The 25,839-nt window shown below is 75.9% G+C and carries 24 protein-coding genes; 13 read left to right on the plus strand and 11 right to left on the minus strand.

Annotated elements, in window-relative coordinates:
* Window positions 1-59 precede the first annotated feature (59 nt).
* A complete protein-coding gene (locus ACZ3IL_RS24940) occupies window positions 60-347 on the minus strand; it encodes a heavy-metal-associated domain-containing protein (RefSeq protein WP_467393582.1) in 288 nt (95 codons plus the stop codon).
* A 197-nt stretch (window positions 348-544) separates the two neighbouring features.
* On the opposite strand from ACZ3IL_RS24940, the gene ACZ3IL_RS24945 reads away from it, so the two are divergent.
* From ACZ3IL_RS24945 to ACZ3IL_RS24965, 5 genes are all read left to right on the plus strand, one after another.
* The gene (locus ACZ3IL_RS24945) at window positions 545-1,510 is read left to right on the plus strand and encodes a hypothetical protein (protein WP_467393584.1); all 966 of its coding nucleotides are present in this window, start codon (window positions 545-547) and stop codon (window positions 1,508-1,510) included.
* 51 nt (window positions 1,511-1,561) lie between these two features.
* Window positions 1,562-2,272: a copper homeostasis protein CutC gene (locus ACZ3IL_RS24950; protein ID WP_467393586.1), complete on the plus strand. Its 711-nt coding sequence runs from the start codon at window positions 1,562-1,564 to the stop codon at window positions 2,270-2,272.
* Between the two features lie 204 nt (window positions 2,273-2,476).
* Complete coding sequence (locus ACZ3IL_RS24955; RefSeq protein ID WP_467393588.1) at window positions 2,477-3,058, plus strand: YdeI/OmpD-associated family protein; 582 nt, start codon at window positions 2,477-2,479, stop codon at window positions 3,056-3,058.
* A gap of 50 nt (window positions 3,059-3,108) precedes the next feature.
* Window positions 3,109-4,047 (plus strand): aminoglycoside phosphotransferase family protein, encoded by a 939-nt coding sequence (locus ACZ3IL_RS24960; RefSeq protein WP_467393590.1) that lies wholly within the window; start codon window positions 3,109-3,111, stop codon window positions 4,045-4,047.
* Between the two features lie 88 nt (window positions 4,048-4,135).
* Complete coding sequence (locus tag ACZ3IL_RS24965) at window positions 4,136-4,570, plus strand: DUF6892 domain-containing protein (protein ID WP_467393592.1); 435 nt, start codon at window positions 4,136-4,138, stop codon at window positions 4,568-4,570.
* A gap of 113 nt (window positions 4,571-4,683) precedes the next feature.
* On the opposite strand, the gene ACZ3IL_RS24970 is transcribed toward ACZ3IL_RS24965, so the two are convergent.
* Together ACZ3IL_RS24970 and ACZ3IL_RS24975 are read right to left on the minus strand one after the other, a co-directional pair.
* Window positions 4,684-6,723: an FG-GAP-like repeat-containing protein gene (locus tag ACZ3IL_RS24970; RefSeq protein ID WP_467393594.1), complete on the minus strand. Its 2,040-nt coding sequence runs from the start codon at window positions 6,721-6,723 to the stop codon at window positions 4,684-4,686.
* 351 nt (window positions 6,724-7,074) lie between these two features.
* A complete protein-coding gene (locus ACZ3IL_RS24975; protein WP_467393596.1) occupies window positions 7,075-9,132 on the minus strand; it encodes a HelD family protein in 2,058 nt (685 codons plus the stop codon).
* Between the two features lie 237 nt (window positions 9,133-9,369).
* On the opposite strand from ACZ3IL_RS24975, the gene ACZ3IL_RS24980 reads away from it, so the two are divergent.
* Both ACZ3IL_RS24980 and ACZ3IL_RS24985 read left to right on the plus strand, forming a co-directional pair.
* Window positions 9,370-9,558 (plus strand): hypothetical protein, encoded by a 189-nt coding sequence (locus tag ACZ3IL_RS24980; protein WP_467393598.1) that lies wholly within the window; start codon window positions 9,370-9,372, stop codon window positions 9,556-9,558.
* Between the two features lie 69 nt (window positions 9,559-9,627).
* Complete coding sequence (locus tag ACZ3IL_RS24985) at window positions 9,628-10,077, plus strand: hypothetical protein (RefSeq protein ID WP_467393600.1); 450 nt, start codon at window positions 9,628-9,630, stop codon at window positions 10,075-10,077.
* A 26-nt stretch (window positions 10,078-10,103) separates the two neighbouring features.
* Here the strand turns inward: ACZ3IL_RS24985 and ACZ3IL_RS24990 are convergent, their stop codons facing one another.
* Window positions 10,104-11,237, minus strand: coding sequence for an FAD-dependent oxidoreductase (locus ACZ3IL_RS24990; RefSeq protein ID WP_467393602.1), 1,134 nt, complete (start codon window positions 11,235-11,237; stop codon window positions 10,104-10,106).
* 252 nt (window positions 11,238-11,489) lie between these two features.
* Here ACZ3IL_RS24990 and ACZ3IL_RS24995 point away from each other — a divergent pair, with 252 nt between their 5' ends.
* The gene (locus ACZ3IL_RS24995) at window positions 11,490-12,107 is read left to right on the plus strand and encodes a TetR/AcrR family transcriptional regulator (protein WP_467393604.1); all 618 of its coding nucleotides are present in this window, start codon (window positions 11,490-11,492) and stop codon (window positions 12,105-12,107) included.
* Window positions 12,108-12,282: 175 nt separating this feature from the next.
* Here the strand turns inward: ACZ3IL_RS24995 and ACZ3IL_RS25000 are convergent, their stop codons facing one another.
* On the minus strand, window positions 12,283-13,923 hold the full coding sequence (locus ACZ3IL_RS25000) for a DNA repair helicase XPB (RefSeq protein ID WP_467393606.1): 1,641 nt from the start codon (window positions 13,921-13,923) through the stop codon (window positions 12,283-12,285).
* Window positions 13,924-14,051: 128 nt separating this feature from the next.
* Between ACZ3IL_RS25000 and ACZ3IL_RS25005 the strand changes: the two genes are divergently transcribed.
* Complete coding sequence (locus ACZ3IL_RS25005) at window positions 14,052-14,630, plus strand: Uma2 family endonuclease (protein WP_467393608.1); 579 nt, start codon at window positions 14,052-14,054, stop codon at window positions 14,628-14,630.
* Window positions 14,631-14,691: 61 nt separating this feature from the next.
* Here ACZ3IL_RS25005 and ACZ3IL_RS25010 read toward each other — a convergent pair whose 3' ends face one another.
* Window positions 14,692-17,253 (minus strand): helicase-associated domain-containing protein, encoded by a 2,562-nt coding sequence (locus tag ACZ3IL_RS25010; RefSeq protein ID WP_467393610.1) that lies wholly within the window; start codon window positions 17,251-17,253, stop codon window positions 14,692-14,694.
* A 72-nt stretch (window positions 17,254-17,325) separates the two neighbouring features.
* On the opposite strand from ACZ3IL_RS25010, the gene ACZ3IL_RS25015 reads away from it, so the two are divergent.
* The gene (locus ACZ3IL_RS25015; RefSeq protein WP_467393612.1) at window positions 17,326-18,432 is read left to right on the plus strand and encodes a hypothetical protein; all 1,107 of its coding nucleotides are present in this window, start codon (window positions 17,326-17,328) and stop codon (window positions 18,430-18,432) included.
* A gap of 320 nt (window positions 18,433-18,752) precedes the next feature.
* On the plus strand, window positions 18,753-19,400 hold the full coding sequence (locus tag ACZ3IL_RS25020) for an HAD family hydrolase (protein ID WP_467393614.1): 648 nt from the start codon (window positions 18,753-18,755) through the stop codon (window positions 19,398-19,400).
* Here ACZ3IL_RS25020 and ACZ3IL_RS25025 read toward each other — a convergent pair.
* On the minus strand, window positions 19,388-19,666 hold the full coding sequence (locus ACZ3IL_RS25025; protein WP_467393616.1) for a hypothetical protein: 279 nt from the start codon (window positions 19,664-19,666) through the stop codon (window positions 19,388-19,390). The two genes, ACZ3IL_RS25020 and ACZ3IL_RS25025, sit on opposite strands and share 13 nt — an antisense overlap.
* A gap of 135 nt (window positions 19,667-19,801) precedes the next feature.
* Here ACZ3IL_RS25025 and ACZ3IL_RS25030 point away from each other — a divergent pair, with 135 nt between their 5' ends.
* A complete protein-coding gene (locus ACZ3IL_RS25030) occupies window positions 19,802-20,185 on the plus strand; it encodes a cold-shock protein (RefSeq protein WP_467393618.1) in 384 nt (127 codons plus the stop codon).
* Window positions 20,186-20,256: 71 nt separating this feature from the next.
* Here the strand turns inward: ACZ3IL_RS25030 and ACZ3IL_RS25035 are convergent, their stop codons facing one another.
* The 4 genes from ACZ3IL_RS25035 to ACZ3IL_RS25050 form a co-directional block, all read right to left on the minus strand.
* Window positions 20,257-21,108, minus strand: a complete 852-nt coding sequence (locus ACZ3IL_RS25035; protein ID WP_467393620.1) for a 1,4-dihydroxy-6-naphthoate synthase — start codon at window positions 21,106-21,108, stop codon at window positions 20,257-20,259.
* On the minus strand, window positions 21,105-21,863 hold the full coding sequence (locus tag ACZ3IL_RS25040) for a futalosine hydrolase (RefSeq protein ID WP_467393622.1): 759 nt from the start codon (window positions 21,861-21,863) through the stop codon (window positions 21,105-21,107). The genes ACZ3IL_RS25035 and ACZ3IL_RS25040 overlap by 4 nt, the downstream gene beginning before the upstream one ends.
* A 7-nt stretch (window positions 21,864-21,870) precedes the next feature.
* Window positions 21,871-22,350: a DUF2771 domain-containing protein gene (locus ACZ3IL_RS25045; RefSeq protein ID WP_467393624.1), complete on the minus strand. Its 480-nt coding sequence runs from the start codon at window positions 22,348-22,350 to the stop codon at window positions 21,871-21,873.
* A gap of 464 nt (window positions 22,351-22,814) precedes the next feature.
* Complete coding sequence (locus ACZ3IL_RS25050) at window positions 22,815-24,290, minus strand: MFS transporter (RefSeq protein ID WP_467393626.1); 1,476 nt, start codon at window positions 24,288-24,290, stop codon at window positions 22,815-22,817.
* A gap of 485 nt (window positions 24,291-24,775) precedes the next feature.
* On the opposite strand from ACZ3IL_RS25050, the gene ACZ3IL_RS25055 reads away from it, so the two are divergent.
* Complete coding sequence (locus tag ACZ3IL_RS25055; protein ID WP_467393628.1) at window positions 24,776-25,705, plus strand: DUF3027 domain-containing protein; 930 nt, start codon at window positions 24,776-24,778, stop codon at window positions 25,703-25,705.
* Window positions 25,706-25,839 lie beyond the last annotated feature (134 nt).

Consider the following 25,839-nt stretch of genomic DNA (forward strand, 5'->3'; position numbering starts at 1 on the left):
CGGCGGACCGGGCCCGTGGACGGCCGGACCGGGGCGGGCCGGCGGCGGACCGGGGCGGGTCAGGCCCGTCCGGTCAGTTCGTAGCCCGCCTCGTCGACGGCCGCCGCGATCGCGGCGTCGTCGGGCGCGCCGCCGGTGGTCACGGTCACCCGGCCGCCGGTGACGTCCACGTCCACGGAGAGGACGCCGGGGAGGGCCCCGACGGCCGCCGTGACCGCGGACTCGCAGTGGCCGCAGGTCATGCCGGAGACGGCGTAGACGGTGGTGGCGGCGTCGGCGGTCGCGACGGCCGTCATCCCGCCCGCGCCGGTCGAGCAGCTGTGGTCGGGGGTGCAGCAGGAGCCCATGGCTTCCTCCTCGGTCGATCCTACGTCCAAGAATACCCGAGGGGGGTATCCGTTCGTGGCTCCATGTATACCCCCCAGGTGTATTGGGGGCAAGGGGGGGAGCCGACTTGACTTGGTACCCCCCAGGGGTATCGTGACGTGCATGGAAGGGGCCGCCGCACGGCGACCCGCGCCGCCCCACGTACGGGAGAGCAGTCATGAACACCGGTGTGAGGATCACTGCCTATGCCGCCGCGCTCGCCGCGACCTTCGGGGCCGCGTACGGCGTCGGCAGGGGGATCGGCCCCCTCGACGGCCCGGAGAGGGCGGAGCACGGCGCGCACACGGCCGCCCCCACCCCCTCGGAGGGCCCGGCGGCCGGCGGGCACACGGGCCACGAGGAGACCGCCCCCGCCGCGGACGCGCCCGGCGGCCTCCAGATCTCGCAGGACGGCTACACCCTCGCCCTGGAGACCCCGGCCCCCGCGCCCGGCAGGAGCGTCCTGAGGTTCTCCGTCAGGGACGCGTCCGGCAAGAAGGTCACCGCCTTCGCCACCGAGCACGACAAGGAGATGCACCTCGTCGTCGCCTCGCGCGACCTCACCGTCTTCCGCCACCTGCACCCGGTGAAGGCCGCCGACGGCACCTGGACGGTGGAGGCCGACCTGCCCGCCGCCGGCCCCTACCGGGCCTTCGCGGACTTCAGGCCCGCCGCGCCCGGCGCCGGGGCCCTCACCCTCGGCGCCGACCTCTCCGTGCCGGGGGAGTACGCCCCGAAGCCGCTGCCCGCCGCCGCGCCCACCGCGTCCGTGGACGGCTATCAGGTCCGGCTCGGCGGCACGCTGGACCCGGGGAAGCCCGGCGAGCTGCGCTTCACCGTCACCCGGGCCGGGAAGCCGGTCACCGACCTCCAGCCCCACCTCGGGGCGTACGGGCACCTCGTCGCCCTGCGCGACGGCGACCTCGCCTACCTCCACGTCCACCCGAACGAGGGCGGTCCGGGCCCGGACGTCTCCTTCACGGCGACGGCGCCCAGCGCGGGGGCGTACCGCCTGTTCCTGGACTTCCGGCACGAGGGGAAGGTGCGGACGGCGGCCTTCACGGTGCGGGCGGGCGCGACCGGGGCAACGGTTTCCCCGGAGGGCGGGGACGGGCACGATGCGGGGGGCCACGCGCACGACTAGGGTGGCCATTGGACTAGACCTGTAGCCGTCATTCATGGAGGAATGGGCTCGATGAGCAACCGTGCAGTCCTTGAGGTGATCGCCCTCGACGAGGAAGACGCGGTCGCCGCCCAGTCCGGCGGCGCCGACCGGCTCGAACTCGTCACCGACATGGCGGCGGACGGACTCACCCCGTCCGGGGCCTGCTTCGCCGCGGTCCGCGCCGCCGTCGACATCCCGCTGCGCGTGATGCTCCGCCTCGCCGACGGGTTCTCGTCCGGCGGCCCGGAGGGCATCGAGGCCCTCGTGACGCGCGCCGCCGACCTCCGGGAGGCCGGCGCGGACGAGTTCGTCCTCGGCTTCCTCACCCCCGACGGCGAACCGGACCTCGTGGCCGTCGAGCGGCTGGTCGCCGTCCTCGACGGCTGCCGCTGGACCTTCCACCGGGCCATCGACCGCGCCGCCGACCGCGACGGGCTGCGCAAGGAACTCGCCGGCCTGCCCGGCCTCGACACCTACCTCACCGCCGGCGCCGCCACCGGCGTGGACGACGGCCTCGCCACCCTCCGGGCCGAGGCCGCCCGCGCGGGCGAACCCGGCTACGAGGCCCGCGTCCTCGTGGGCGGCGGCCTCCGCCTCGACCACCTCCCCGGACTCCGCGCGGCGGGCCTCGACGCCTTCCACATCGGCGGCGCGGCCCGCCCCCGGGGCTGGGCGGCCCCGGTCTCGGCGGACGCGGTCCGCACGTGGCGCGAGGCGGTGGACGCGCCCCCGGCGCCCTGAGCGGCCGGGGGCGCGGCGCGCTCCGGCCGGGCGCGTTCGAACGGACGGGCCGTCGGCGGAGGGGCGGCCGGGTACCGGAACGGTGCGGACGTCCCCGCCGGCCGGCTCCTCCGGCATCCGCCCGTGCGGCGACCGCGCCCGCGACCCGGGGCACGTCCCGGAACCCCCCCGCCCGCCCGGCGCGCACGCCCTAGCCTGGACCCCATGGAGAACCTCAACGGGGTGGAGGTCGTCGCGTTCCCGGACGCGGCCGCCTTCGAGGAGTGGCTGGCCGGGAACCACGGCCGCGCCGAGGGCGTGTGGGTCAAGGTGGCGAAGAAGGCGTCGGGGATCGCGTCGGTCACGGAGGACGAACTGGTCGACACGGGACTGTGCTGGGGCTGGATCTCCGGGCAGCGCCGGGGCCTGGACGACCGGTACTACCTGCAGAAGTACGGGCCCCGGCGGCCGAGGAGCCTGTGGTCGCGGGTGAACGTCGAGAAGGTCGCGGTACTGACGGCGGCGGGCCGGATGCGGGAGCCCGGCCTCGCCGAGGTCCGCCGGGCCCGGGAGGACGGCCGCTGGGACCGCGCGTACGCGTCCCAGGCGGCGGCCGCCGTCCCGGAGGACCTCACCGCGGCGCTCGACGCGGACCCGGCGGCGCGGGCGGCGTTCGACGCGCTGGACCGGACCGCCCGCTACCTCGTGATGCTCCCGCTGCTCCAGGCCGCGACGCCGGAGACCCGGCGGACCCGGCTGGAGCGGGCGGTGCGGGACCTGACGGAGGGGCGGAGGGCGGGGGAGTGACCGCCCCCGGCTCCGTTGCCCGCGCGGGCCCTCCGCACGAGCCTTCCCGCGTGACCGCCACCGCCCTCCCCGACGCCGCCTCCCCCGACACCGCACTCCCCGACACAGCTCTCGTCGAGCGCCTGATCGCCGCGCAGTTCCCCGCGTGGGCGCACCTGCCGGTACGGGCCGTGGACTCGGCGGGGACGGACAACGCCATGTTCCGGCTCGGGGACGACCTCGCCGTACGCCTGCCGAAGGCCGCGTGGTCCGGGGACCACGCGGAGAAGGAGCGGTACTGGCTGCCGCGCCTCGCCCCGCACCTGACGCTGCCCGTCCCCGTGCCCGTCGGACACGGCGTGCCGGGGGAGGGGTTCGACCGGCCCTGGTCGGTGTACGGATGGCTCGACGGGGACGACGCGTACAGCGCCCCGGTCACCGACCTCGCCCACGCCGCCGTCGCCCTGGGCCGCTTCGGCGCCTCCCTGCGCGCGGTGGACGCGACCGGCGGCCCGGCGTCCTTCCGGGGCGGCCCGGTCACCGACTGGGAGCGGGGAGCCATGACGCCGGCGACCGAGGCCCTCGGCGCGGACGGCACGCTCGACGCCGCCGCCGTCACGGAGGCCTGGGAGTCGGTCCTCCGCCTCCCGCCGTGGCGGGGCGACCCGGTCTGGGTCCACGCCGACCTGCTCCCCGGCAACCTCCTCACCAGGAACGGCCGCCTGCACGCCGTCATCGACTTCGGCGGTCTCGGCACGGGGGACCCGGCCTGCGACATGATGGCCGCCTGGAGCCTCCTCACCCCCGGGACCCGCCCCCTCTTCCGGGAGGCGTCCGGGGTCGACGACGCCACCTGGGCGCGCGGCCGGGGCTGGGCCCTGTGCTGGGGCGTCGTCACCGAGCACTACTACGGCGGCGTCACCGGCCCCGGCACCGCCCCGGTCCCGAACCCCGTCCTGGCCGCCGTCGCCCGCAGGACCTGGACCCAGGCCCTCCCCGAATGCGCGTAACGGGCGGGGAGTGCGGCTCCGGACCGGCAGCCGCCCTCCTCCCGGCCGGGGCCGGACCCGTGTCACACCTCCGTGGTACTCCTGTCCCATGAGCCAGTTCCGCGACTTCAACCTCAAGCTGCTCGTCATCGAGGAGCTCATGTACGGCCCCGAGCCGCTCCTGCCGGTCTACGACCTGTTCGCGCGGCTGGCGGCGCGGGGTATCGACGACCCGGCGTCCCACGTTCTGGAGCACGGCCTCCACGCGGAGGTGCTGCCGGAGTCCCGGGCCCACTTCGAGGCCCTGGAGATCCCGGCCGAAACGCTCGCCCTCGTCGAGGAGTTGTGCTTCGACGCCGGGGCGGAGGTCTTCCGGCACTGCGCCCCCGCCTGGGACGGCGAGGACGACCTGTTCGACGTCCGCTCGCTCGACGACCTCGCCCTGCTGCCCCACCTGCGGAAGGTCACCTTCGTGGAGGACGGCGTCCTGGTCGTGCCGGACGCGGCGGAGATCTTCGCCGCGCGCGGCATCGAAACCGACTGAACCCCGGTTCCGGCCCTTCGCCCTGTCGGGGCGGGGCCCTGCCGCGACCTGTCAGAGGGACGACGGCGCCGCCGTGTCCCCCGCGTCCCCTCGTCCCGGGTGGTGTCCGGGTGTCAGAGGCACTTTCCGTTCAGCCAGGTCTTCAGCTCCCTGGGCCACGTGGTGACCATCGCCTGCGCGGAGACGGGCGTGGCGAACTGGTCCAGCTTCTCCTGCCACGTGGCGTACTGGGCGGAGGCCGGCGGAGGGGGCTCCTCCCAGCCGAACGCCGCCGAGTCGACCCAGCGGGGGTGGCCGGTGAGCGTGGCTCCGAGGCCCGCGGCCGTGATGCGCTTCGTGAGTTCGGCCTTCAGGGCGGTGTTGTCGGCACCCGTGTAGATCATGATCTTCTGCTGCGCGACGCGCTCGCCGATGGGGGCGATGACCTCGTTCCACGCGGTCTCACGGATGGACGCGTCGGTGCTGAGCAGCGACTGCCCGGTCTCTCCCTTGAGCTCCACGAAGGCGGCCATGTCCTGGTTCCTGGCGCTGTCGAGCCATTCGCGGAAGGTGTACACGGTCTCGCCGGCGTACGGCCCCCGGTCGATCGTGCGGCCCTTGAGCTGATCGGCGCCGGTGGCCCACCAGAGGTCCGCGATGTCGGCCTGCGGCCCCGTGAGGCCCCTGGTCGACTTGTTGTGCCACATCACGCCCTTGGTGCCGTTCTTGGTGAGCCGGAGGTCGGCCTCCACACCGCCCGCTCCCCAGCTCTTCTGCTCCGCGAGGCCCTTCGGGTGGTTCGGCTGGCGGACCCGGTCACGCTCCCAGGCGTTCTCCCCGGTGGGGTAGCCGCCGTGCCCGTAGACCACCGGGCAGACGGGCAGGGGCGGGGGGCTGCTGTACCGCTCGAACACGTGGACCCGGTCGAGCGACCAGCCCTGGGGCTCCGACCAGCTGTGCAGGGCGTCGTCGAGCGTGCCGTCGGCCCGGGCGACGAAGGTGATGGCCTTCGCCCGGGTGTCGCTGTAGCCGTAGAACGTGGCGAGGTCGTCGCGCCCGTCACCGTTGTAGTCGCCGGTGACGAGGCGCATCCGGGACCGCTCGTACCATCCCGGCACGGCGTTCAGGAGCTCGCGCCGGTTGCCGAGCTTCCCGGTGGCGTCGAGAGAGAAGCCGATGAGGGCGTCATGGCCGTCGGCGTAGTCGTACCAGGCGGCGAACTCGTCGCGGCCGTCGCCGTCGAAGTCCCCGGAGTGCGTGCTCACCCGGCCGAACTGCCAGCCGGTGGACTGCCAGCCGCTCACGGGCTCGCCGAACCCGCCGTCCGGTCCGGCGGGGAAGGTCATCAGCCGTACGGTGCCGGGGGTGTAACTGTCCAGGACGCCGATGTCGTCGCGGCCGTCGCCGTCGTAGTCGCCGGTGGCGAACTTCATGCGCGCGACCTCCCATCCGTCGGCGGCGGTGCGCGCGAAGGACGGGAAGGGGGTGCCGAAGCCGCCGTTGGCGTCGGACAGGAACGTGAAGAGCTTGTCGTCGCCGTTGCGGTAGTCGTACCAGGCGGCGATGTCGTCGCGGCCGTCGCCGTTGAAGTCGCCGGCCTCGGCGGTGATGGCGTCGAACGTCCAGTTGCCGGGGGCCACGGCCCAGGAGGCGAAGTGGGGGGCGAAGGTGCCGTCGCCGGCGCCGAGCCAGGTGAGGAGGGAGACCCGTCCGTCGTCGTAACCGTAGAAGGCGGCGACGTCGCCCTTCCCGTCCCCGTTGAAATCGCCGGTGACGCGCTTCATGTGCTCGGCCCAGAAGTTCCCCGCGGGGGACTGCCACGCCCTGTTGGGCGCGGCGAAGCCGCCGTCCGGGCCGGCGAGGAAGGCGCGCATGCCGTCGTTGCCCTCGGCGTAGTCGTACCAGGCGGCCATGTCGCTCCGGCCGTCGCCGTCGTAGTCGTGACGGGGGCCCCGGGGAACCGCCCGCGCGGTGGCCGCCTCCGTTCCGTCCCGCCGGTCGGCGACGGACCCGACGTACGGGAAACCGGCCGGTCCGCCGGAGGTGCCGGTGGTGGACGGGACGGCGGCCGGCGCCTCCCCGCCCACCCTCTCGCTCGCGCTGCCGCTGCCCGTCTGGAGGCCCAGCAGGGCACACAGGACAGCGGCGCCCATGACGCCGCGACGTTTCTTCATCCGGTTGTTCGTCCCCCACGTTCACGGCGACTGTTCGCCGCCGGACGGAAACGCGCCCGCGGTTCGCGGACGCGCGTCGACCTGCCGCCCGAAGAAGGTGCCCCCGGCCGTCGGGGGGACCCTCCTCGGCCGGGCGAAGTCGCCGCCGATTAAATCACCGGCACCTCGCCGTGGACAGTCGTCCGCCGCACGGGGAGCGGGGCGGGGCCCGGGACCCTCGGACCCCACCGGGCCCCGGGGCCCTCGCGCCCCACCGGGCCCCGGGTCCCTCACACCTCCCGGTGCGGGGGATCGGCCACCGGCTCCGTCCCGGCGCGGCGCGGGGCGCCCGCGCTCACGGCGCGTCCGCGCTCACGGCGCGCCCAACTGCCCCGGCAGCGGCGCCGCGTGCACCACCGTCAGCCCCGACACCGCACGCGTCAGCGCGACGTACAGCCGCCGCAGGCCCGTGCGTTCGTCGGGTTCGCCGTCCACGACCGCCGCCGGTTCGTCCAGGACCACGTAGTCGTACTCCAGGCCCTTCGCGAGCGACGCCGGGACCAGGGTCAGCCGGGACCCGGCCGTCGTCTCCTCGCCGGGGGAGAGGTACGCCAGGCCCGCCGCCGCCAGCGCCTCCGCGAGCGGCGCGATCCGCGCGTCGGCGGCGATCAGGCCGGTCGAGCCCTCGTGGCCCAGCGCCTCGGCGCAGGCCGCGACCACGTCCGCGTCCAGGTCCTCCGCGCGCCGGACCGCCAGCGAACCCGGGTTCTCCCGGACCGACTCCACCGCCGCGAGCCCCGGCGACATGTGCGGGAGCAGCCGCGAGGCGTACGCGATCACCTCGCGCGGCACCCGGAAGCCGGTCGTCAGCTCCTCCACCACCGCCTCCGGCTTCCCCAGGTGTCCGAGCGCCTGCGCCCAGCTCTCCGTCGCCCACGGCGTCGTGCCCTGTGCGAGGTCGCCCAGGACCGTCGCCGAACCGGTGGCGCAGCGGCGGCCCACCGCCCGGTACTGCATGGGGGACAGGTCCTGCGCCTCGTCCAGGACCACGTGGCCGAGCGAGTGCGTCCGCTCCACCAGGTCCTTCGCCTCGTCCACGAGCACCGCGTCCGCCGCCGACCACGTCGCCGCCCGCACGCTCCGGGCGGGCCTCTCCCACAGCAGCAGCTTCCGCTCGTCCTCCGTGAGCAGCCCCTCCGCGTGCTCGGCCAGGAACTCCGCGTCGCCCAGGAGGCGCAGCACCAGTTTCGCCGGGTCCACCGGCGGCCAGCACTCCTTCACGAACGCCTTCACCGCCGCGTTCCGCGCGACCGCGTTCTGCACCCGGTCGTCCGGGGCCTCGCCCGCCTGCTCCATCCGCACGAGCACGGAGTGCGCCACCCGTTGCGGGAGGGCCTCGCGGGCCGCCCCGTACCGCATGTCGCGGTCCAGCAACTCCCGTACGATCTCCTGAAGTTCGTAGGCGGGAATCCGCCAGCGGCGCGAACCGCGCACCACCGTCAGGGGCTCCTCCGGCAGCGTCACGTGCGCGTAGAGCGCCCGCCGCAGCACCCGCGCCATCCGGGCGTCGCCCTTCACGACCGCCGTCGCCGCCGGGTCCGTCCCCCGCACCTCCACGTGTGCCACGAGGTCGTCCACCGTCGCCTGCTTCACCTCCAGTTCGCCCAGGGCGGGCAGCACCTGCTCGATGTACTGGAGGAAGGAGCGGTTCGGTCCGACGACCAGGGTGCCGGTGCGGGCGAGCCGTTCCCGGTGCGCGTAGAGGAGGTACGCGACGCGGTGCAGGCCCACGGCCGTCTTGCCGGTCCCGGGCCCTCCCTGCACGCAGACCGACCCCGACAGGCCGGAGCGGACGATCTCGTCCTGCTCGGGCTGGATCGTCGCCACGATGTCCCGCATGGGGCCGACGCGCGGCCGCTCGATCTCCGCCCGCAGGAGCCGGCTGGTCCACGCCCCCTCCTCCTCCGGGCCGGACAGGTCCTCGTCCTCGTAGGCGGTCAGTTCGCCGCCCGTGTACCCGAAGCGCCGCCGCAGTCCCACGTCCTGCGGGTCCTTCCGGGACGCCCGGTAGAAGGGCTGCGACACCGGCGCGCGCCAGTCGATCACCATGGGGTCGCCGGCGGCGTCGTGGACGTGCCGCCGGCCGATGTAGAACCGCTGTCCCTCCTGCGCGGTGGGCAGGTAGTCGAGGCGCCCGAAGAAGAGCGGGGTCCCGGAGAGGTCGGCGAGCGCCTTGATCCGGTCCTCGATCTGCCGTTCCAGGACGATCGAGTTGACCCAGTTCGCGGTGACGTCCTTGATGTCCAGCGCCTGCACGTCCTCGCGCATCGCGCGCAGGGCGGCGCGGGAGGCGGCCAGATGGGCGCGCTCGCGCGCGAGCGGATCGCCGGACGGCGGCACGGGCGGCTGGTCGGACACGGGCACGGACACGGGGGAGCCTCCGGGGCGGATGCGCGGACACGTCGGAGTGGCCGCCGGTTTCCGACCGGTCGGCGGCTCTCCACGGGGGAGGCGGGGAAGCTGGCGAGTGTAGACCCTGGGGAGGGGCCGGGGCGAACGGATTCCGTCCCGTAGGGGACGGGGTGGGCCTCACGTCGGACCCCGTCCCGGTCCCGTCTCGCTCCCTGGGGGGATGTGTTCGACATGTCCGGATTCCATGATGGAAACATGTCCGCGACGACCTTCTCCCTCGTGACCGCCGTCCCCCGCCCCCACCGCGCGGGCCCCGTCCTCCGCGCGCTGCGCGCCTTCGGCGGCGCCGCGGCCGGGGTCGTCCTCCTCGGTGACTACGGCCCGCCGGAGGCGGGGGTGCGGAACCCCCGCCCCCGGTACGCGCCCGAACGCGCGTCCGCCTGAGTACGCGCACCGCCCGGCTGAGTAGCGGGGCGCCTGCCGCCGCCCCCGCGCCCCTGATGTGATCGGGCCATGACGACGCCGACGGACTCCCCCGCGCCCACCGACCCCGCGCCCATCGCCTCCGGCCCCGAGCCGACGGACTCCCCCGCGCCCACCGAACCCGAGCCCACCGCCCCCGGCCCCGCGCCGACGGACTCCCCCGCGCCCACCGACCCCGCGCCCACCGAACCCGAGCCCACCGCCCCCGGCCCCGCCGCCCCCGGCACCCGCGCCCTGCGCGTCCTCGCGCTCTGCGGGTTCCTCCTCCTCGCCGGGTGCCTGGTGCTCACCGTCGTCCTCGGGCTCGTCGACGCCGTCGAGGGCGACGGCGTGGGCGGCGGGTTCCTCATGGCCGGCCTCTGGGCCCTGGCCCTCGGAGCCCTCGCGGGCGCGGCGGCCCTCGCCGTCCCCCGCCGCGCGCTCGTCGCCGCCCAGTACGCCCTGGCGGTCGCCGGCCCGCTCCTCGCCGCCCTGGACTGAGGGCGGTCGCGGGGCCGGTCCGTGCCTCAGCGGCCGCCGGGGCGGTCGTGCGGCTCGTCGGAGAGCAGCCCTTCGGCGGCGCCGTCGAGGAGGCGCTGCATGTCGGCGGAGCGGGGCAGCATGGTCTCCTCGTAGGCGCGGACGGCCTCGGCGGTGGTGTCGTGGCGCGCGAGGGCGAGGGCGAGTTCGCAGGCGTCGAGCATGGCGAGGTTGACGCCGACGCCGAGCGGGGGCATGAGGTGCGCGGCGTCCCCCAGCAGGGTGACGGCGGGGTCGTGCTCCCAGGTGTGGGGGACGGGCAGCGCGTGGAGGGGGCGGTCGACGTAGGGCCCGTCGTTGTCGGTGATCAGCCGGCGCAGGTCCGGTGCCCAGTCGCGGTACCGCTCCAGGAGGAGCGCGCGGACGGCGTCGGTGTCCCGGACGGCCGGGGCCGGGCCGGTGGCGATCCGGTCGGCGGGGACGCGCTGGACGAGGTGGACGCGGATGTGGCCGCCCCCGTCGCGCTGGGCGAACAGGCCGCGCTCGCCGTCGGCGGCGGCGGCGCTGCCCGGGCCGACCAGCGCGGCGATGTCGGGGTGCCGTTCGTCCACGTCGTGGAACCGGGCTTCGAGGAAGCTGACGCCGGTGTACCGGGGCACGGCCGGGGAGACGGCGCGGCGGACCCGGGACCACGCGCCGTCGGCGCCGATGACGAGGTCGGCCCCGGCGGTGGTGCCGTCGGTGAAGCGCAGCAGGCGGGGCCCTCCGGCGGGGCCCTCGACGGCGTGCAGGGCGTGGCCCCAGCGCACGGTGCCCGGTTCGAGCGAGTCCAGGAGGAGGGCGCGCAGCCGGCCGCGGTCGATCTCGGGCTTGAGGCGTTCGCCGTCCTCGGGGACGTGGTGGAACCCGATCTTCCCCGTGGCCGCGTCCAGCCGGCGCATCTCCTGTCCTTCGGGGCGGGAGAGGCGGAGGAAGTCGTCGAGGAGCCCGGCCTCGCGCAGGGCGAGCTGCCCGTCGTCCTCGTGGAGGTCGAGGGTGCCGCCCTGGTCGCGGGCGCCGGGGCCGGTGTCGCGGTCGTAGACGGTGGCGGCGATGCCGTGCCGGCGCAGGACGCGGGCGCAGGTCAGGCCGCCGGGGCCGGCGCCGACGATGGCGATGCGGGGTGCGGGGGCGGTGGTCATGGCGGTGATCCCTTCGTGCCGCCGGTGCCGGGCGGCGGTCGGGCGGACGCCCGGGAGCCGGACCCGGGCGGGGGCACGGCCGGCGCGGGGCGCGGCGGGGCCCGGCGCCGGGTGGCGGGCGTGCGGGGTGGGGTGGTGGACGTGCGGCACCGGGATCGTCCCGGTGCCGCCTCCTCCAGAAGAACACGCCGGAGAAAAAAGTGCAACGACTCAACTTTTGTATCCGGTCAACCTTGGCGGTAGGCTGTCCGCATGCCCGACACCGAACCCCCGAGCGCCGCCGCCCCGGCACCGGCGGGCCGCCGCGAACGCAAGAAGGCCGCCACCCGCCGGGCCGTCGCCGACGCCGCGCTGCGCCTGTTCCTGGAGCGCGGTTACGACGCCGTGGGCATCCGCGAGATCGCGGAGGCCGCGGACGTGTCCACCACCACGCTGTTCAAGCACTTCCCGACCAAGGAGGCCCTCGTCTTCGACGAGGAGGCCGACCTGGAGGCGCACCTGCTCGCCGCCGTGCGCGAGCGGCCCCCCGGCCGGTCCGTCCCGGCCGCCCTGTGCGAGCACGCCCTGCGCCACCGCAGGACCGACGCGGACGGCGACCCCGGCTTCACGGCCTTCCTCGCCCTGGTGGACTCCACCCCCGCCCTGCGCGACTACCAGCAGGCCATGTGGCTGCGCCACACCGCCGCCCTCGCCCGGGTCATCGCCGAGGAGAGCGGCCTCGCCGAGGACGATCCGGCGTGCACCGCCCTGGCCCACTTCGCCCTCGAGGCACCCCGGGCCGCCCGGGCCCACGGCGACGCCCGCGAGGCCCTGACCCGCGCCTTCGACCTGCTCGACAACGGCTGGAAGGGCATCGGCCCGCGCACCTGAGGCCCCCGGCCCGACGGATCGCCGGCCCACACCCGGGACGGGCACCGGACCGCGGCGTCCGAGCACCCCGGGCCCGCACGGCACGGCCCCGCCCCGTCCCGCGACACGCCTCCGCCCCCGTCCCGCGGAACATCCCCCGGCCGCCGCCCGCGAGCGACGGCCGGGGGCGGGGAGCCTACGGCGCCAGCAGCTCGTCCGCGTCCACGATCCGGTACGCGTAGCCCTGTTCCGCCAGGAACCGCTGCCGGTGCGCCGCGAAGTCCTGGTCGATGGTGTCCCGCGCGACCACCGAGTAGAAGTGCGCCTGGTGGCCGTCGGCCTTCGGCCGCAGCACCCGGCCGAGGCGCTGGGCCTCCTCCTGCCGGGACCCGAAGGTGCCCGACACCTGGATGGCGACCGTCGCCTCCGGCAGGTCGATCGAGAAGTTCGCGACCTTCGACACCACGAGCACGCTGATCTCGCCGGTGCGGAACGCGTCGAAGAGCCGCTCCCGCTCCTTGTTGGGCGTCTCGCCCTTGATGACCGGCGCGCCGAGGTGCTCGCCCAGCTCGTCGAGCTGGTCGATGTACTGGCCGATGACGAGGATCTGCTGCCCGGCGAACCTCCGCACCAGCGCCTCCGTCACCTTCCGCTTCGTCGCCGTCGTCGCGCAGAAGCGGTACTTCTCCTCCGGCTCGGCCGTCGCGTACGCGAGCCGTTCCGCGTCGGTCAGGTTCACCCGGACCTCGACGCAGTCGGCGGGCGCGATGTACCCCTGCGCCTCGATCTCCTTCCACGGCGCGTCGAACCGCTTCGGCCCGATCAGCGAGAACACGTCCGACTCGCGCCCGTCCTCGCGCACGAGGGTCGCGGTCAGGCCGAGCCGCCGCCGGGCCTGGAGGTCGGCGGTGAACTTGAAGACGGGCGCGGGCAGCAGGTGCACCTCGTCGTAGACGATGAGGCCCCAGTCGCGGGAGTCGAACAGCTCCAGGTGCGGATAGACGCCCTTCCGGCGGGTCGTGAGCACCTGGTAGGTGGCGATGGTGACCGGCCGGATCTCCTTCCTCGTCCCGGAGTACTCGCCGATCTCGTCCTCGGTCAGCGAGGTCCGCTTCACCAGTTCGTGCTTCCACTGACGGGCGGAGACGGTGTTCGTCACCAGGATCAGCGTGGTGGCCTTCGCCCGCGCCATCGCCCCGGCGCCGACCAGCGTCTTGCCCGCGCCGCACGGCAGCACGACGACCCCGGAGCCGCCGTGCCAGAAGCCCTCCACGGCCTGCTTCTGGTACGGGCGCAGGCTCCAGCCGTCCTCGGCGAGGTCGATCCGGTGCGCCTCCCCGTCCACGTACCCGGCGAGGTCCTCGGCCGGCCAGCCCAGCTTCAGGAGGGTCTGCTTGATCTGCCCGCGCTCGGAGGGGTGCACGGCCACGGTGTCCGGGTCGATCCGCTCCCCGACCAGCGGCTGCACCTTCCTGGACCGGAGGATCTCCTCCAGGACGGGCCGGTCGGTGGTGGTCAGCACCAGCCCGTGGGTGGGGTGCTTGGAGAGGGTGAGGCGCCCGTAGCGGTCCATGGTCTCGGCCACGTCGACCAGCAGGGCGTGCGGCACGGGGTAGCGCGAGTACTCCACGAGCGCGTCCACGACCTGCTCGGCGTCGTGCCCGGCGGCCCGCGCGTTCCACAGCCCGAGCGGCGTCACCCGGTAGGTGTGGATGTGCTCGGGGGCCCGCTCCAGCTCCGCGAAGGGCGCGATGGCCCGGCGGCAGGCCTCGGCCCGTTCGTGGTCGACCTCCAGGAGCAGCGTCTTGTCACTCTGGACGATGAGCGGTCCGTTCACGCGCGATCAGGTCCTTCCCGGGCCGCTCCGGCGACGGCCAATCCTCCAGTCTGCCTGATGCGGGGCCTTTGCCGGCAGGGGCTGCCACACTGGGGGCACCGGTTTCCGCGCGAGGGAGGTGACGGGAGATGAGCGTGGCTCACGATCCGCATTACGGGCCTTGGACGAGAGAAGAGGTGCTGGCTCTGGGGGAGGACCGCGGTGAGCGTCGCGAATTGATGGGGGAAGCACTCTTGATGTCACCGGCTCCGGGATTCATGCACCAGCGGGCGTCGTCCCGGCTGTGGAGTCTGCTCGACTCCGCCGTCCAGGCGGCCGGCGTCTCCGCCGAGGTGCTGGAAGCCGTCAACGTTGTCCTGCCCGACGGGCTCTTCGTCCCCGACCTCGTCGTCGTGGAGGCCGCGGCCGCCGCCGAGAACCCGGTGACGTGCGACGCCGACGCCGTGCTCCTCGTCGTCGAGATCGTCTCGCCGTCGTCCTCCGGCCGCCGCACGGACCGGTTGCTCAAGCCGCCGTACTACGCGGAGGCCGGCATCGAGCACCTGTGGCGCCTCGAACTGGAGCCCGCGCCCGCCCTCGTCGTCTCCGAGCTGCGGGACGGTCACTACGTGGAGCGGCTCGTCGCCGAGGCCGGGCGCGAGACGGCCGTGGAGGAGCCGTTCCCGCTGAAGCTCGACCCCGGCGCGCTGGTGGCCCCGCGCCGCTGACGCCCGCCCCGGGGCCGGGACGCCCCCGATACCGTCCACCCCGGGCCGGGCCCGGCCCCGCTCACACCTGGTCGTCCGCCAGCTCCGCCACGCCCGTGATCCGGTGCAGGGGATACGTGCGGACCTCGTCGGCCGTGTGGTCGTACCCGGTCACGAAACCGCCCTCCACCCGCACCGGGGCGATCACGCGCTGGCTGGCCGCGCCGTCCGCGTTGACGTAGCCGATCCAGACCGCCGAGCCGGTCATCGCGGCGGCCTGGACGGTCGCCAGCGTCTCGGCGGCCGAGGTGCGGGGGAGCGCGCCGGCCGCCGCGGGGGCGGGGGCCGGTTCCTTCCGCACCGCCGTCGCCGCCCGGTCGCCGGCCCGGATCGCCCGCACCGCCGCGCCCAGGAGGGCGTCGTCGGGGGCGGGCGGGCCGTCCGGCACGGGCACGGGGGCCGTGCGCGCGGGCGTGCGGTACGCGTCGGCGCGGGTCACCAGGACGTCGCCCTCGGCGGACTCGGCCGCCGGGGCGTACCCCATCGACCGCAGCCCTTCGAGCAGCGACGCCGGGTCCGTCCGCGCGGCGAGCACCGTCGGCGCGAGGCGCCGCAGGCCCAGGGCGGCGGAGCGCCGGTCGGCCAGGATCTCGCCCAGCACGGTGTCGTCGTCGCAGCGCACGTACGCGGACGCCGCCCCCACCCGCAGGTGCCCGTGGCGCCGGGCCACGTCGTCCACCAGGTACGCGAGCGGCTGCGGCACCGGCGTGCGGGAGTGCGCGGCGAGGAAGGCGTGCAGGTCGGACGCGGTCCGCCCGGCGTCGAGCGCCCGCCGTACGGAACCGGGCGTGAACCGGTAGACCGTCGCGCCACCCTTCGACTCCACGTCCGCGAGGACCGCGAGCGCCTCGGCCAGCGGCCGCCGCAGCGGACCGGGCGCGACGGCCGTCAGGTCGGCCTGGAGCAGGACGTGGTCGACGGCCTCCGGCAGCAGCGGCGCGAGCAGCTCCGCCGCCCGCTCGGCGGCCACCGACTCCTCGACCCCGCCGCCCGGGGCGGCGGGCGACGCGGCCTCGGCGAGCGGCAGGTTGAGCAGGGCGCGGGCCGGGCCCGCCAGGGCGCCCCTGCCGGTGATCCCGAGGAGTTCGGCCTCGGCGAGCGTCCAGCGCGCCAGCCGGGACCGCAGATCGCCGGGAAGGCCGGAATCCGGCCCGGCCGCGGGTCCCGGCGTTCCCGTCCGGGCCTCGCCGCCCCGCGGCGGGCGCTCCCAGCGGAGCCGGGCGAACAGCGACTCCGGGTCGGCGGCGGCTCCCGGCGGGAGCGACGCCAGGAGGTGCAGGACCCGGTGCCGCACCTCGGGCGCGGCCGCCCGGTCCAGGTCCGGGCCGAGCGCGGCGAGGGTGCGGCCCTTGGCGTCCTGCCCGCCCACCAGTCCCGGCGTGCGGGTCGCGGCGAGCCAGGGCGTGACGAGCCGGGTCCAGCGCTCGGCGGGCGGCAGGTCCAGCCAGTCGTCGTAGGCGGGCGTCGGCGCGTACCGCTCGTCCGCCTCCCCGTCCGACGCGAGCAGCCCCGCCCCGTGGCCGAGTTCCAGCCAGAACGCCGCGGCATGCTCCGTCACGTCGAGCGCGGCGGCCGTCCGCCGGAGGTCCCGCACCGACAGGCCGCCCGCCCGCAGCACCGGCGGGCCGCCCCCGTCCCAGGACTTCAGCAGCTCCTCGACGGTCGCGAGCGCCGTGTGCGCCTGTCCGGCGGCCGCGCCGTCCACCACCTCGGGGCGGTGCTCGCGCAGGACGCGGACCTCGGGCGCCACCGGCTCCGGGTGCCGGTGCGCCCGCCCGCCCCGCAGGTGCAGCGCCACCTCGCGCGGCAGCACCAGCGTCCGCTCCGACACCGGGAGCAGCAGGCCCCGGTCGCGCAGCCAGCGCACCGGCGGGGTCGGGTTCGCCGTCACCTCGCCGTACGGCGGGCCCCACACGAGCCGGTCCAGGACGGCCAGCGCCTCCGGTGACGCCTCGTCGAGGAGCGCGCCCATCCGGTCCCGGTCGGTGAAGAGGCCCGTCAGCGCCGCCACCGCCGACACCGGGTCGTGCGTCGGCGCGAGCCCGGCCGCCGCCAGGATCTCCTGCACCCGGCCCGGCGACATCCCGGCCGTCGCCTCGCCCACCGTGGGACCGAGCCCGGTCGGCGACGGGTGCTGCGGCGACGGCGCCAGCAGCTCCCGCGCGGTCCGCACGAGCCGCAGCCGGTCGTCCTCGCCCCAGACCAGGGCCTGTTCGCGCAGCAGCGCCACCGCGCCGGGCAGCGCCGCCCCGATCACCGGGTCGCCCTCGTCGCCGGTGAGCAGGGCCAGGAGCACCGGGTAGGGGGCCGGGTCCGGCGCGACGGCGAGCGCCTCGGCCGTCTGGAGGGCGAACCGGTCGAGCCGCTCCAGGGCCCGCACCACCGACCCCCGCGTCCCGGCCCGGGTCGCCAGCTGCGTCAGGTCGTTCGGTACGGGATTCAGCAGGTCGGGACGGGCGCGCAGCAGCGCGGCGAGTCCTTCGTCGCCCCGTGCGCGAAGCGCCTCCGCGAGCGTGCGGGGCGCCGCGACGGCACCAGTTCCCTCGGGCACGTGCGCCTCCCGGTCGTGCTCACCGATCCCCATCCGCCCCACGTTAGCCGCTGTTCAGGCGCTAACGTCGGGCCGTACCGGGCGAACCGGCCGTGGAGGGGCACCGTGGGGATCGAGAGTGACCGGTTGGTCGACGACTATCTGAGCCGGGTCGGCGATCTGGCACAGCAGCGGCAGTTGCCGGCGGGCGACCGCGCGCGGCTGGTGTCGACGCTCCGGAGCGAGATCGACCGGCGGCGCGCCACCCGCGGTGAGGAGGGCCCGGCGACGGTGCGCGGCATCCTCGGCGACCTGGGCACCCCGGACGAGGTGGTGGGCCGGGCGGCCCCGGAGCGGGGAGGAACCCCGGGGGGCGCGGAGACCCCAGGGACGGCGCGGGGGCCGGTGCCGGGGCCCCGCGCGGAGAAGCCGCCCCGTACGGACGGGCCGTCCCGCGCGGGGGAGGGGAAGCGCTCGGGGGAGGGAAGGCGCGCGGGGAGATCCGGAGGCGCCCCGTCCGGGACCCGCGACGGCGCAGGGGCGGACGGCCCCGGCGGGTCCGGTCCCGGTGGGCCCGGAATCCCGGCACCGCGCTCCGGCGCGCCGGGGGCCGGGGGCCCGGTGTTCCACGGGGGCGTGGAGGGGCCCGCCGCCGGCGGGCCGGGGGAGCCCGACTGGTGGCGGACGGAGGAGGACGCCGCCGTCGTCCCCGGCTTCGTCGGCGGGATCGAGCGCCCGGACCTCTTCAGGCCGCCCGCGCCCCCGGAGGGCGAGGAGGAGGCCGGGGAGGCCGCCCCCGGGAAGCGCCGCCCGTTCGCCCGGCTCCTCCGCCGGCGCGGGACCGGGACCCCGGCGCCCGCCCCGGCGGCGGAGCCGGAGGCGCCGTCCCGGCCCCGCCCCACCGGCCCCTTCGTCCTGCTCGCCGCGCTGCTCCTCCTCGGGGGAGCCGTCTTCGGCTCGCTCGTCGCCCTGGCCGCGGGCTGGCTCCTCGCCCACGCCTCCCGCCGGCTGACCCCCGGCGAGGCGAAGGCCGCCGTCCTGGTGATCCCCGGCCTCTCCGCCGCGTCCGGGGCCGTCTGGCTGTGGGGCCGCGTCGAGGGCCGCTGGGGCGCCCCGGTGGGCGCGGGCGGCGAGGCGATGGGCGCGGCGGTCTCCGAGACCTGGCCATGGGTCCTGAGGGGCGCGGCGGTGGCCTCGGCCCTGTTCCTGCTGTGGCGCTCCCGCCGGCGCTGAGCCCCCGCCCCGGCGCGTACGGCCGGGGCTCCGGCCCGCCCCGGTGCGTGCGCCCGGCCCGTTCCGGCCCGCTTCGGTACGCCCGAGCCGGTCCCTCCCGGCCCGGAGCGTCCCGGTCCGGCTCATCACGGCTCGTCCCGACCCGGCTCGTCCCGGCCCGTCCCGACGCGCGGCCGGGACCTCGGCCTGGAGAGCCCCGGCCTCCCCGGCCCCCCCGGGCCTCCCCAGTTGCGCCGATCCCGTTCCCGCCGGCACCGATCCCCGTCCCCGCCGCCGACGCCCGTCCCCGTCCCGTCCGGGCGCCCGGCCAGAATGGCGTCATGACTTCCCCGAGCACCGCCCGCACCCCCGGTGACCCCGGCACGCCCCCCACCGTCGGGTTCGACCTCGATCTGACCCTCCTCGACACCCGGCCCGGCATCAAGGCCACGTTCGAGGCCTTCGCCGCCGAGACCGGCGTCGCGATCGACGCCGACCTCGTCGTGACGCGCCTCGGACCGCCGCTCGAACAGGAGATGGCGTACTGGTTCCCCCAGGAGCGCGTCCCGGAGATGGCGGCCCGCTACCGGTCGCTCTACCCGGTGTACGCGATCGGGCCCTCGGTCCCGATGCCGGGCGCCAGGGACGCGCTCCGGGCCGTGCGCGAGTCGGGCGGCCGGACGATCGTCGTCACCGCGAAGAACGGCCCGCACGCCGAGCTGCACATGGAGCACCTCGGCATGGAGCCCGACGCGGTCGTCGGCGGCCTGTGGGCCGAGGGCAAGGCGGAGGCCCTGCGCGCCCACGGCGCCCGGGTGTACGTGGGGGACCACACCGGCGACGTCCGGGGCGCCGCGGCGGCGGGCGCCCTCTCGGTGGCCGTGACGACCGGCCCCTGCTCCGCCGAGGAGCTGCGGGAGGCCGGCGCGGACGTGGTCCTGGCCGACCTGACGGACTTCCGCGCCTGGTGGGAGGCCTACCGGGCCTGAGCGGCGGCGTTCGCGCCGGCCCTGTCCCGGCGCCGCTGGACCGCGATCGACCGCATCAGTCCGGCGGCCGCGACGAGGAAACCGACCCCCATCAGCATGGAGACGGTGTACGCGACGGTGGGGAACGGGTCCGTCCCGAGGAACAGCGGGGCCACGGTGACCAGCGTCGCGACCGCGCCGATCGCGAAGACGATCACACCGGCCTTGACGAGACCGTCACCGGGGGCGCTGTCGTCCACCGGCGCGGCAGGGGTTTCACTACGCATCCGGCCAGGGTAGTTCCCAGGCCGCAGGAACACATCGGCGACGTCTTGTCACCGGCCCCCGGACCATTAGCCTTGGTGGCGGCGGGTCGGTCGGCCCGCCGTTTGCCATCCCCATCGACGAGGACGAGGACGGACGTGCCTACCGGCAAGGTGAAATGGTTCAACAGCGAGAAGGGCTTCGGCTTCCTCTCCCGCGACGACGGCGGTGACGTCTTCGTCCACTCGTCGGTGCTCCCTGCCGGGACCGAGGCGCTGAAGCCGGGGCAGCGGGTCGAGTTCGGCGTCGTCGCGGGCCAGCGCGGCGACCAGGCGCTGTCCGTCGTGATCCTCGACCCCACCCCGTCCGTCGCCGCCGCGCAGCGCCGCAAGCCCGACGAACTCGCGTCCATCGTGCAGGACCTGACGACGCTCCTGGAGAACATCACGCCGATGCTGGAGCGCGGCCGCTACCCGGAGAAGACCCAGGGCAAGAAGATCGCCGGTCTGCTGCGGGCGGTCGCGGACCAGCTCGACGTGTAGCCGGCCAGACGCGTGACCGGTTCAGACGCGTGACCGGTCAGACGTGTAACCGGTTCAGGCGTGTGGCCGGTTCAGGGGAACGACAGCGCGTCCGGGCCGAGGGGCGGTACGAGTCCCTCGGCCGCGGCGCGGGTGAGCAGCCCGCGCACCGCCGCGTACCCGTGCTCGCCGAGGTCGGCGGTGAACTCGTTCACGTAGAGCCCGATGTGCTGGTCCGCCACCTTCGGGTCCATCTCCTGGGCGTGTTCCAGGACGTACGGGCGGGAGGCCTCCGGGTCGTCCCAGGCCATGCGGACGGAGGCGCGGGTCGCGTCGGCGAGCCGCCGGAGGGTGTCCTCGCCGAGCGAGCGGCGGGCGACGATCGCGCCGAGCGGGATCGGGAGCCCGGTGGTGTCCTCCCAGTGCTCGCCCATGTCGGCGAGCCGGTGCAGCCCGTACTCCTGGTAGGTGAAGCGGGCCTCGTGGATGACGAGCCCCGCGTCGACCCGGCCGTCGCGGACGGCGGGCATGATCGCGTGGAACGGCATCACGACGACCTCCCCGACCCCGCCGGGCACGGCCTCGGCCGCCCACAGCCGGAACAGCAGGTACGCGGTCGACCGCTCGCTCGGCACCGCGATCCGCTTGCCCGCCAGGTCGGCGCCGGTCGCCGCGGACCGGGTCAGGACGAGCGGCCCGCAGCCCCGGCCGAGGGCACCGCCGCAGGGCAGCAGGGCGTACTCGTCGAGGATGCGGGGCAGCACGGCGTACGACACCTTCAGGACGTCGTGCGGGTCGGTGCCGCTCTCGGCCCAGCCGTTGGTGACGTCGATGTCCGCGAAGGTCACGTCGAGCCGGGGGGCGTCCGGGACGCGGCCGTGGGCCCAGGCGTCGAAGACGAAGGTGTCGTTCGGGCAGGGCGAGTAGGCGATCTTCAGTTTCACGGCGCCTCCACGAAGACGGTTCGGCTGAGGAGCTGGACGGCGTGCCGGAGCGCGGCCAGGGCGTCCCCGACGCGCCAGGCGGCGCGGTCGCGCGGGCCGACGGCGTTCGACACGGTCCGGATCTCGACGACGGGCACCCCGTACGCGGCGGCGGCCTCGGCGACGCCGAAGCCCTCCATCGCCTCGGCGGCGGCCCCGGGGTGCCGCTCCGCCAGCTCGGCGGCGCGCCGGGCGGTGCCGGTGACGGTGGAGATGGTGAGGACGGGCCCGACGGCGCACGGCAGCCCCCCGGCGGCCAGGGCGGCGGCGACGCGGCCGGTCAGCGCCCCGGGCACGGGGTGCGTGGACCGCCCGAAGCCGAGTTCCTCGACGGTGAGGTACCCGTCGGGGGTCTCCGCCCCGAGGTCGGCGGCGACGATCGCGGACGAGACGACGACGGAACCGGGCGGGGCCGACGGCTGGAACCCGCCGGCGATCCCGGCGGAGACGACGAGGTCGTACGGGCGGTCGCGGTCACCGGCCTCCGGGCCCGTGAGCGAGGCGTGTGCCAGGGCCGTTCCCGTCGCGGCGGCGACGGCCGCCGGGCCGACCCCGCCGACGAGGACGTCGACGCGCGCGCGGTCCCCGTCCGGGTGACGGCGCAGGACGAGGCCCCCCGGCAGCGGAACGGGCCGCGGGGCAGCGGGTCCGAGGCCGGCGGTGACGGAGTCCGCCTCCGCCGCCACGGCCGTCACGATCAGTGTCCGGTGGACCACCGGCGGATCAGGAGTCCTTCTTCAGCTGGAAGTGCCAGACGCCGGTCAGCTTCTTGCCGGTGTTCTCGACGATGGTCACCTGGGCGTTGTCGGTGGACTCGCCGGTCTGGCTGGTGAAGAAGGCGCTGGCCGAGATGGTCCGGTACGTCTTCTTGTAGGGCTCGGGCTCGGCCTGCTGGCCGCCGAGGAAGATCGTCCAGCCGTGGTCCGCGACCTCCGGGTCCACGCCGAAGCGGATCTTGTCGTCCATCGCCACGGTGATGGACTTGTCGGCCTTCTTGTTGAGGCACTGCTGGATCTGCGACTCCTTGAGGGCGTCGCCGTTGTTGTAGCAGGCGGCCTCGGAGTGGACCGAGTCGGTCCCGACCGTCAGGGTCGCGAGCGGAGTCGGCTTGTCGCAGGCGGAGAGGACGAGGAGCCCGGCGGAGACGGCCCCGAGGGCGACGGCGGCCCGGCGGCGCGAGCCGGAGAAGAACGCAACGGTCATGAGCCGAAGGCTATCGGGCCGCCGCTTCCGCGCCACGCGGGGGTACGGCGTGCCGCCTTCCGGTACGGGGCGGACCGGGCCGTCCCTTACCCCCGGAGCCCGGCCGGGACCCCCCCGGGGAGCCCTTTGCGGGACCCCCGAGAGCCCCTTGGGGGCGCCGCCCGGGTCTTCCTTGGGAGCCCCGCCGGGCCCTGCCTGGGACCCGTCCGGGCCTTCCCCGGGACCCGCCCGGACCCTGCCTGGGACCCGCCCGGGCCCTGCCTGGGACCCGTCCGGGTCCTTCGTGGACCCTGTCAGGGAGCTTCCGGGGAACCCTGTCCGGGCCTCCCCGGGGGACCCTCTCCGGGGAACCCTGTCCGGGCCCTCCCCGGGAACCCGTCCGGGGCCCCGGGGGAGACCCCGCCGCCCTGCCGTCCCGTACCCGTCCCGTACCGGCCCGCCCGTCCCCGGGACGCGCCGCCGGGCTATGCCACCCGGGTCTTCGGGCGGTTCTCGGAGCTCGGCCGCCGGCGGGCCTCCGCGAGGAGGCCGCGGACGGCGAGGAGGGCGCCCAGGGCCAGGATCGCGGCCGCGACGGACATGCCGAGGGTGCCGTTCAGGGGGAGCGCGATGCCGATCGCGCCGCCCACCACCCACGCCATCTGGAGGGCCGTCTCGGAGCGCGCGAACGCCGAGGTCCGCACCGCTTCGGGCACGTCCCGCTGGATCAGCGCGTCCAGGGACAGCTTGGACAGGGCCTGGGTGGTGCCCGCGACCGCGCCGAGGACGGCGACCATCACGCCGCCGAAGAAGACCGCCGTGCAGATCGCCGTGCCGAGCACCACGCTGATCATCGTCGCGATGATCACCTCGGGTCCGTGGCCCCGGTCCCGGAGCAGCGAGCCGGCCGCCGTGCCGCACGCGTTGCCCACGCCGGCCGCCACGCCCACGATGCCGAGGGAGACGGCGGCGCTCTGTCCGGACAGCGGGTGCTCGCGCAGCAGGAACGCCAGGAAGAAGATCAGGAAGCCCGACAGCATGCGCTGGGCCGCGTTCGCCGCCAGGCCGCGCAGGACGGACGGCCCGACCGACCGCAGGCCCGGTCTCCGCCCGCAGGACGTCCTGCCGGACGTCCTGCCGCCCGTCCTGTCGCGCGTCCGCCCCCGGCGCCCGCGCCGCGCCCTGTCGTGGACCTCGTCGTGGGCCTCGTCGTGCGCCAGCAGGTGCGCCCGCCGCTCGCCCTTCGCGGAATCCACCTTGGGCGGCATGCGCAGCGCCCAGAACACGCCGAGCAGGAACAGCGCGCACGCCCCGTACAGCGGCCAGCCCGGTCCGATCATCTGGAGCCCCGCCCCGACGGGCGCGGCGATCCCGGTGGCCAGGAGCCCGGCCAGGGTGACCCTGGAGTTCGCCTTCACGAGCGAGAAGCCCGGTGGCAGCAGCCGGGGCACGACCGCGCTGCGCACCACTCCGTACGCCTTCGAGGCCACGAGCACGCCGAGCGCGGCCGGGTACAGCTCGATGCCGCCGGTGGCGACCGCCCCCGACATCATGATCGCCAGGGCCGCGCGGGTCCCCATCGCGACCGCCATCGCCGCGCGCCGGCCGTGCGGGACGCGGTCCAGGATCGGGCCGATCACGGGGGCGAGCAGGGTGAACGGGGCCATGGTGATGGCGAGGTAGAGGGCGACGCGTCCGCGTGCCTCGTCGGTCGGCACGGAGAAGAAGACGGTGGAGGCGAGGGCGACGGTGATCATGACGTCCCCGGCGCCGTTCACGGCGTGCAGCTCGATCAGCTTGCCGAGCCCCGACTCGCCCGCCCCGTGCGCGTGGGTGGCCTTCCGGATGCCCTTCGCGGTGCCGGTGAAGGGGAGGTGCAGGGCACGGCCGACCGCCCGGCCCGCTCTCCGGAGCGGCCCGGCGTGATCCTCGGATCGTGCGGGGGACCGTGCGGCTGCCACCCCGTCATAGTGCCCCAAGGCCGGGAACCGAATCGTGGCGCGACGCGGGAGACCCCGGGGAGGCCCGTGGGCCCGTCCCGTACGGGAGAGGTCCCGGAGGCGTGTCGGCGGACCGTCCGGACGGCCGTCCGCCCCGGGCGTGTCGCCCTTCGCGCGGACGGGGCCGGACGCGGGTCCGGGACCCCCGGTTCCGGGGCCGGCGGGCGTTCTCCCGGGACCGCCGGACGGGCCTCTTGGGACCGGCAGGTGGGCGGAGGGGCGCGGACGGGGTAGCGTGCGTAGCGCGTCACCGGCGGAAGCTCTCGGCCGCGCGCCTCTTCGGCATCCCGCAGAATGGATGGTGATAGGTGTGCCCGAGACGCGCGAGACACGTCGGGCGCGGACGTCGATGCGGCCCCCTGGTCCGCTCCGCCCGCCGCCCGTTGCTTCGCTCCCGCCTCCCGGCCGGCGCACCCGTGAGACGGCGTAGGAGAGAAGCGATACCTGTGAGTGCTGCGACGACGCGAAGCGGTACCCCGCGTGCCCCGCGAGCCACGCGTACCCCCGACCGCCTGTGCGCCGAGGCCGTGGACCTCGCGCGGGAGGCCGCCGAGGAGGCGGCCGCCCCGGGGATCGTGGGCGCGCACGTCGACGTCGTCGCGGAGGGTGACCGCGTCGTCACCCACTTCTTCGAGTCCAAGGAGCCCGGCTACCGGGGCTGGCGCTGGGCGGTGACGGTCACGCGGGCCTCCCGCGCCAAGAACGTCACGCTCGACGAAACCGTCCTGCTGCCCGGCCCCGACTCCCTCCTCGCCCCCGAGTGGGTGCCGTGGAGCGAGCGGCTGCGCCCCGGCGACATGGGCCCGGGGGACCTGCTGCCGACCGAGCAGGACGACCCGCGCCTGGAGCCCGGGTACACGGGCGGGGACGTGCCGCCGCCGAACTCCGCGGTCTCGGAGGAGCTGGCGGACCACCTCGACGTCGAGGACGCCGAGATCGTGACCCGCACCCCTACGCGGGGTTCGATCGCCTCGATCGCGGAGGAACTGGGCCTGCGCCGGGCGCGGGTCCTCTCCCGCCACGGCCTGCGCATGGCCGCGGACCGCTGGGACGACGCCTTCGGCGCCAAGACCCCCATGGCGCAGGCGGCCCCCGCGACCTGCGCGTCCTGCGCCTTCCTGATGCCGCTCTCCGGCTCCCTGAAGCAGGCCTTCGGCGTGTGCGCCAACGAGTTCTCCCCGGCGGACGGCCGGGTCGTCTCCCTGGCGTACGGCTGCGGGGGGCACTCGGAGGCCGCGGTCATGCCGAAGCCACCGCGCCCCGCGCTCCCGGTCTTCGACTCGACGGCCGTCGACGCCTTCCCCCTCCGCCCGGCCGGGGACACCGGCTCCACGACGGAGCCGGACGCGGCGTCGGAGGACCTGGGCCACTCCTGAGGGACGTCCCGCGACGCGGCGGGAGACCGCGCGTCACCGTCCGCCGGGGCCGTCCGCGCTCCGTCGGCCGGGGGTGTCCGGGCGCGGTACCTTCGGGCCCCGGGGTCTCCGGCCCCGGGACGTGACGCCGCCGC

The sequence above is a fragment of the Streptomyces sp. NPDC014907 genome (assembly GCF_055562975.1).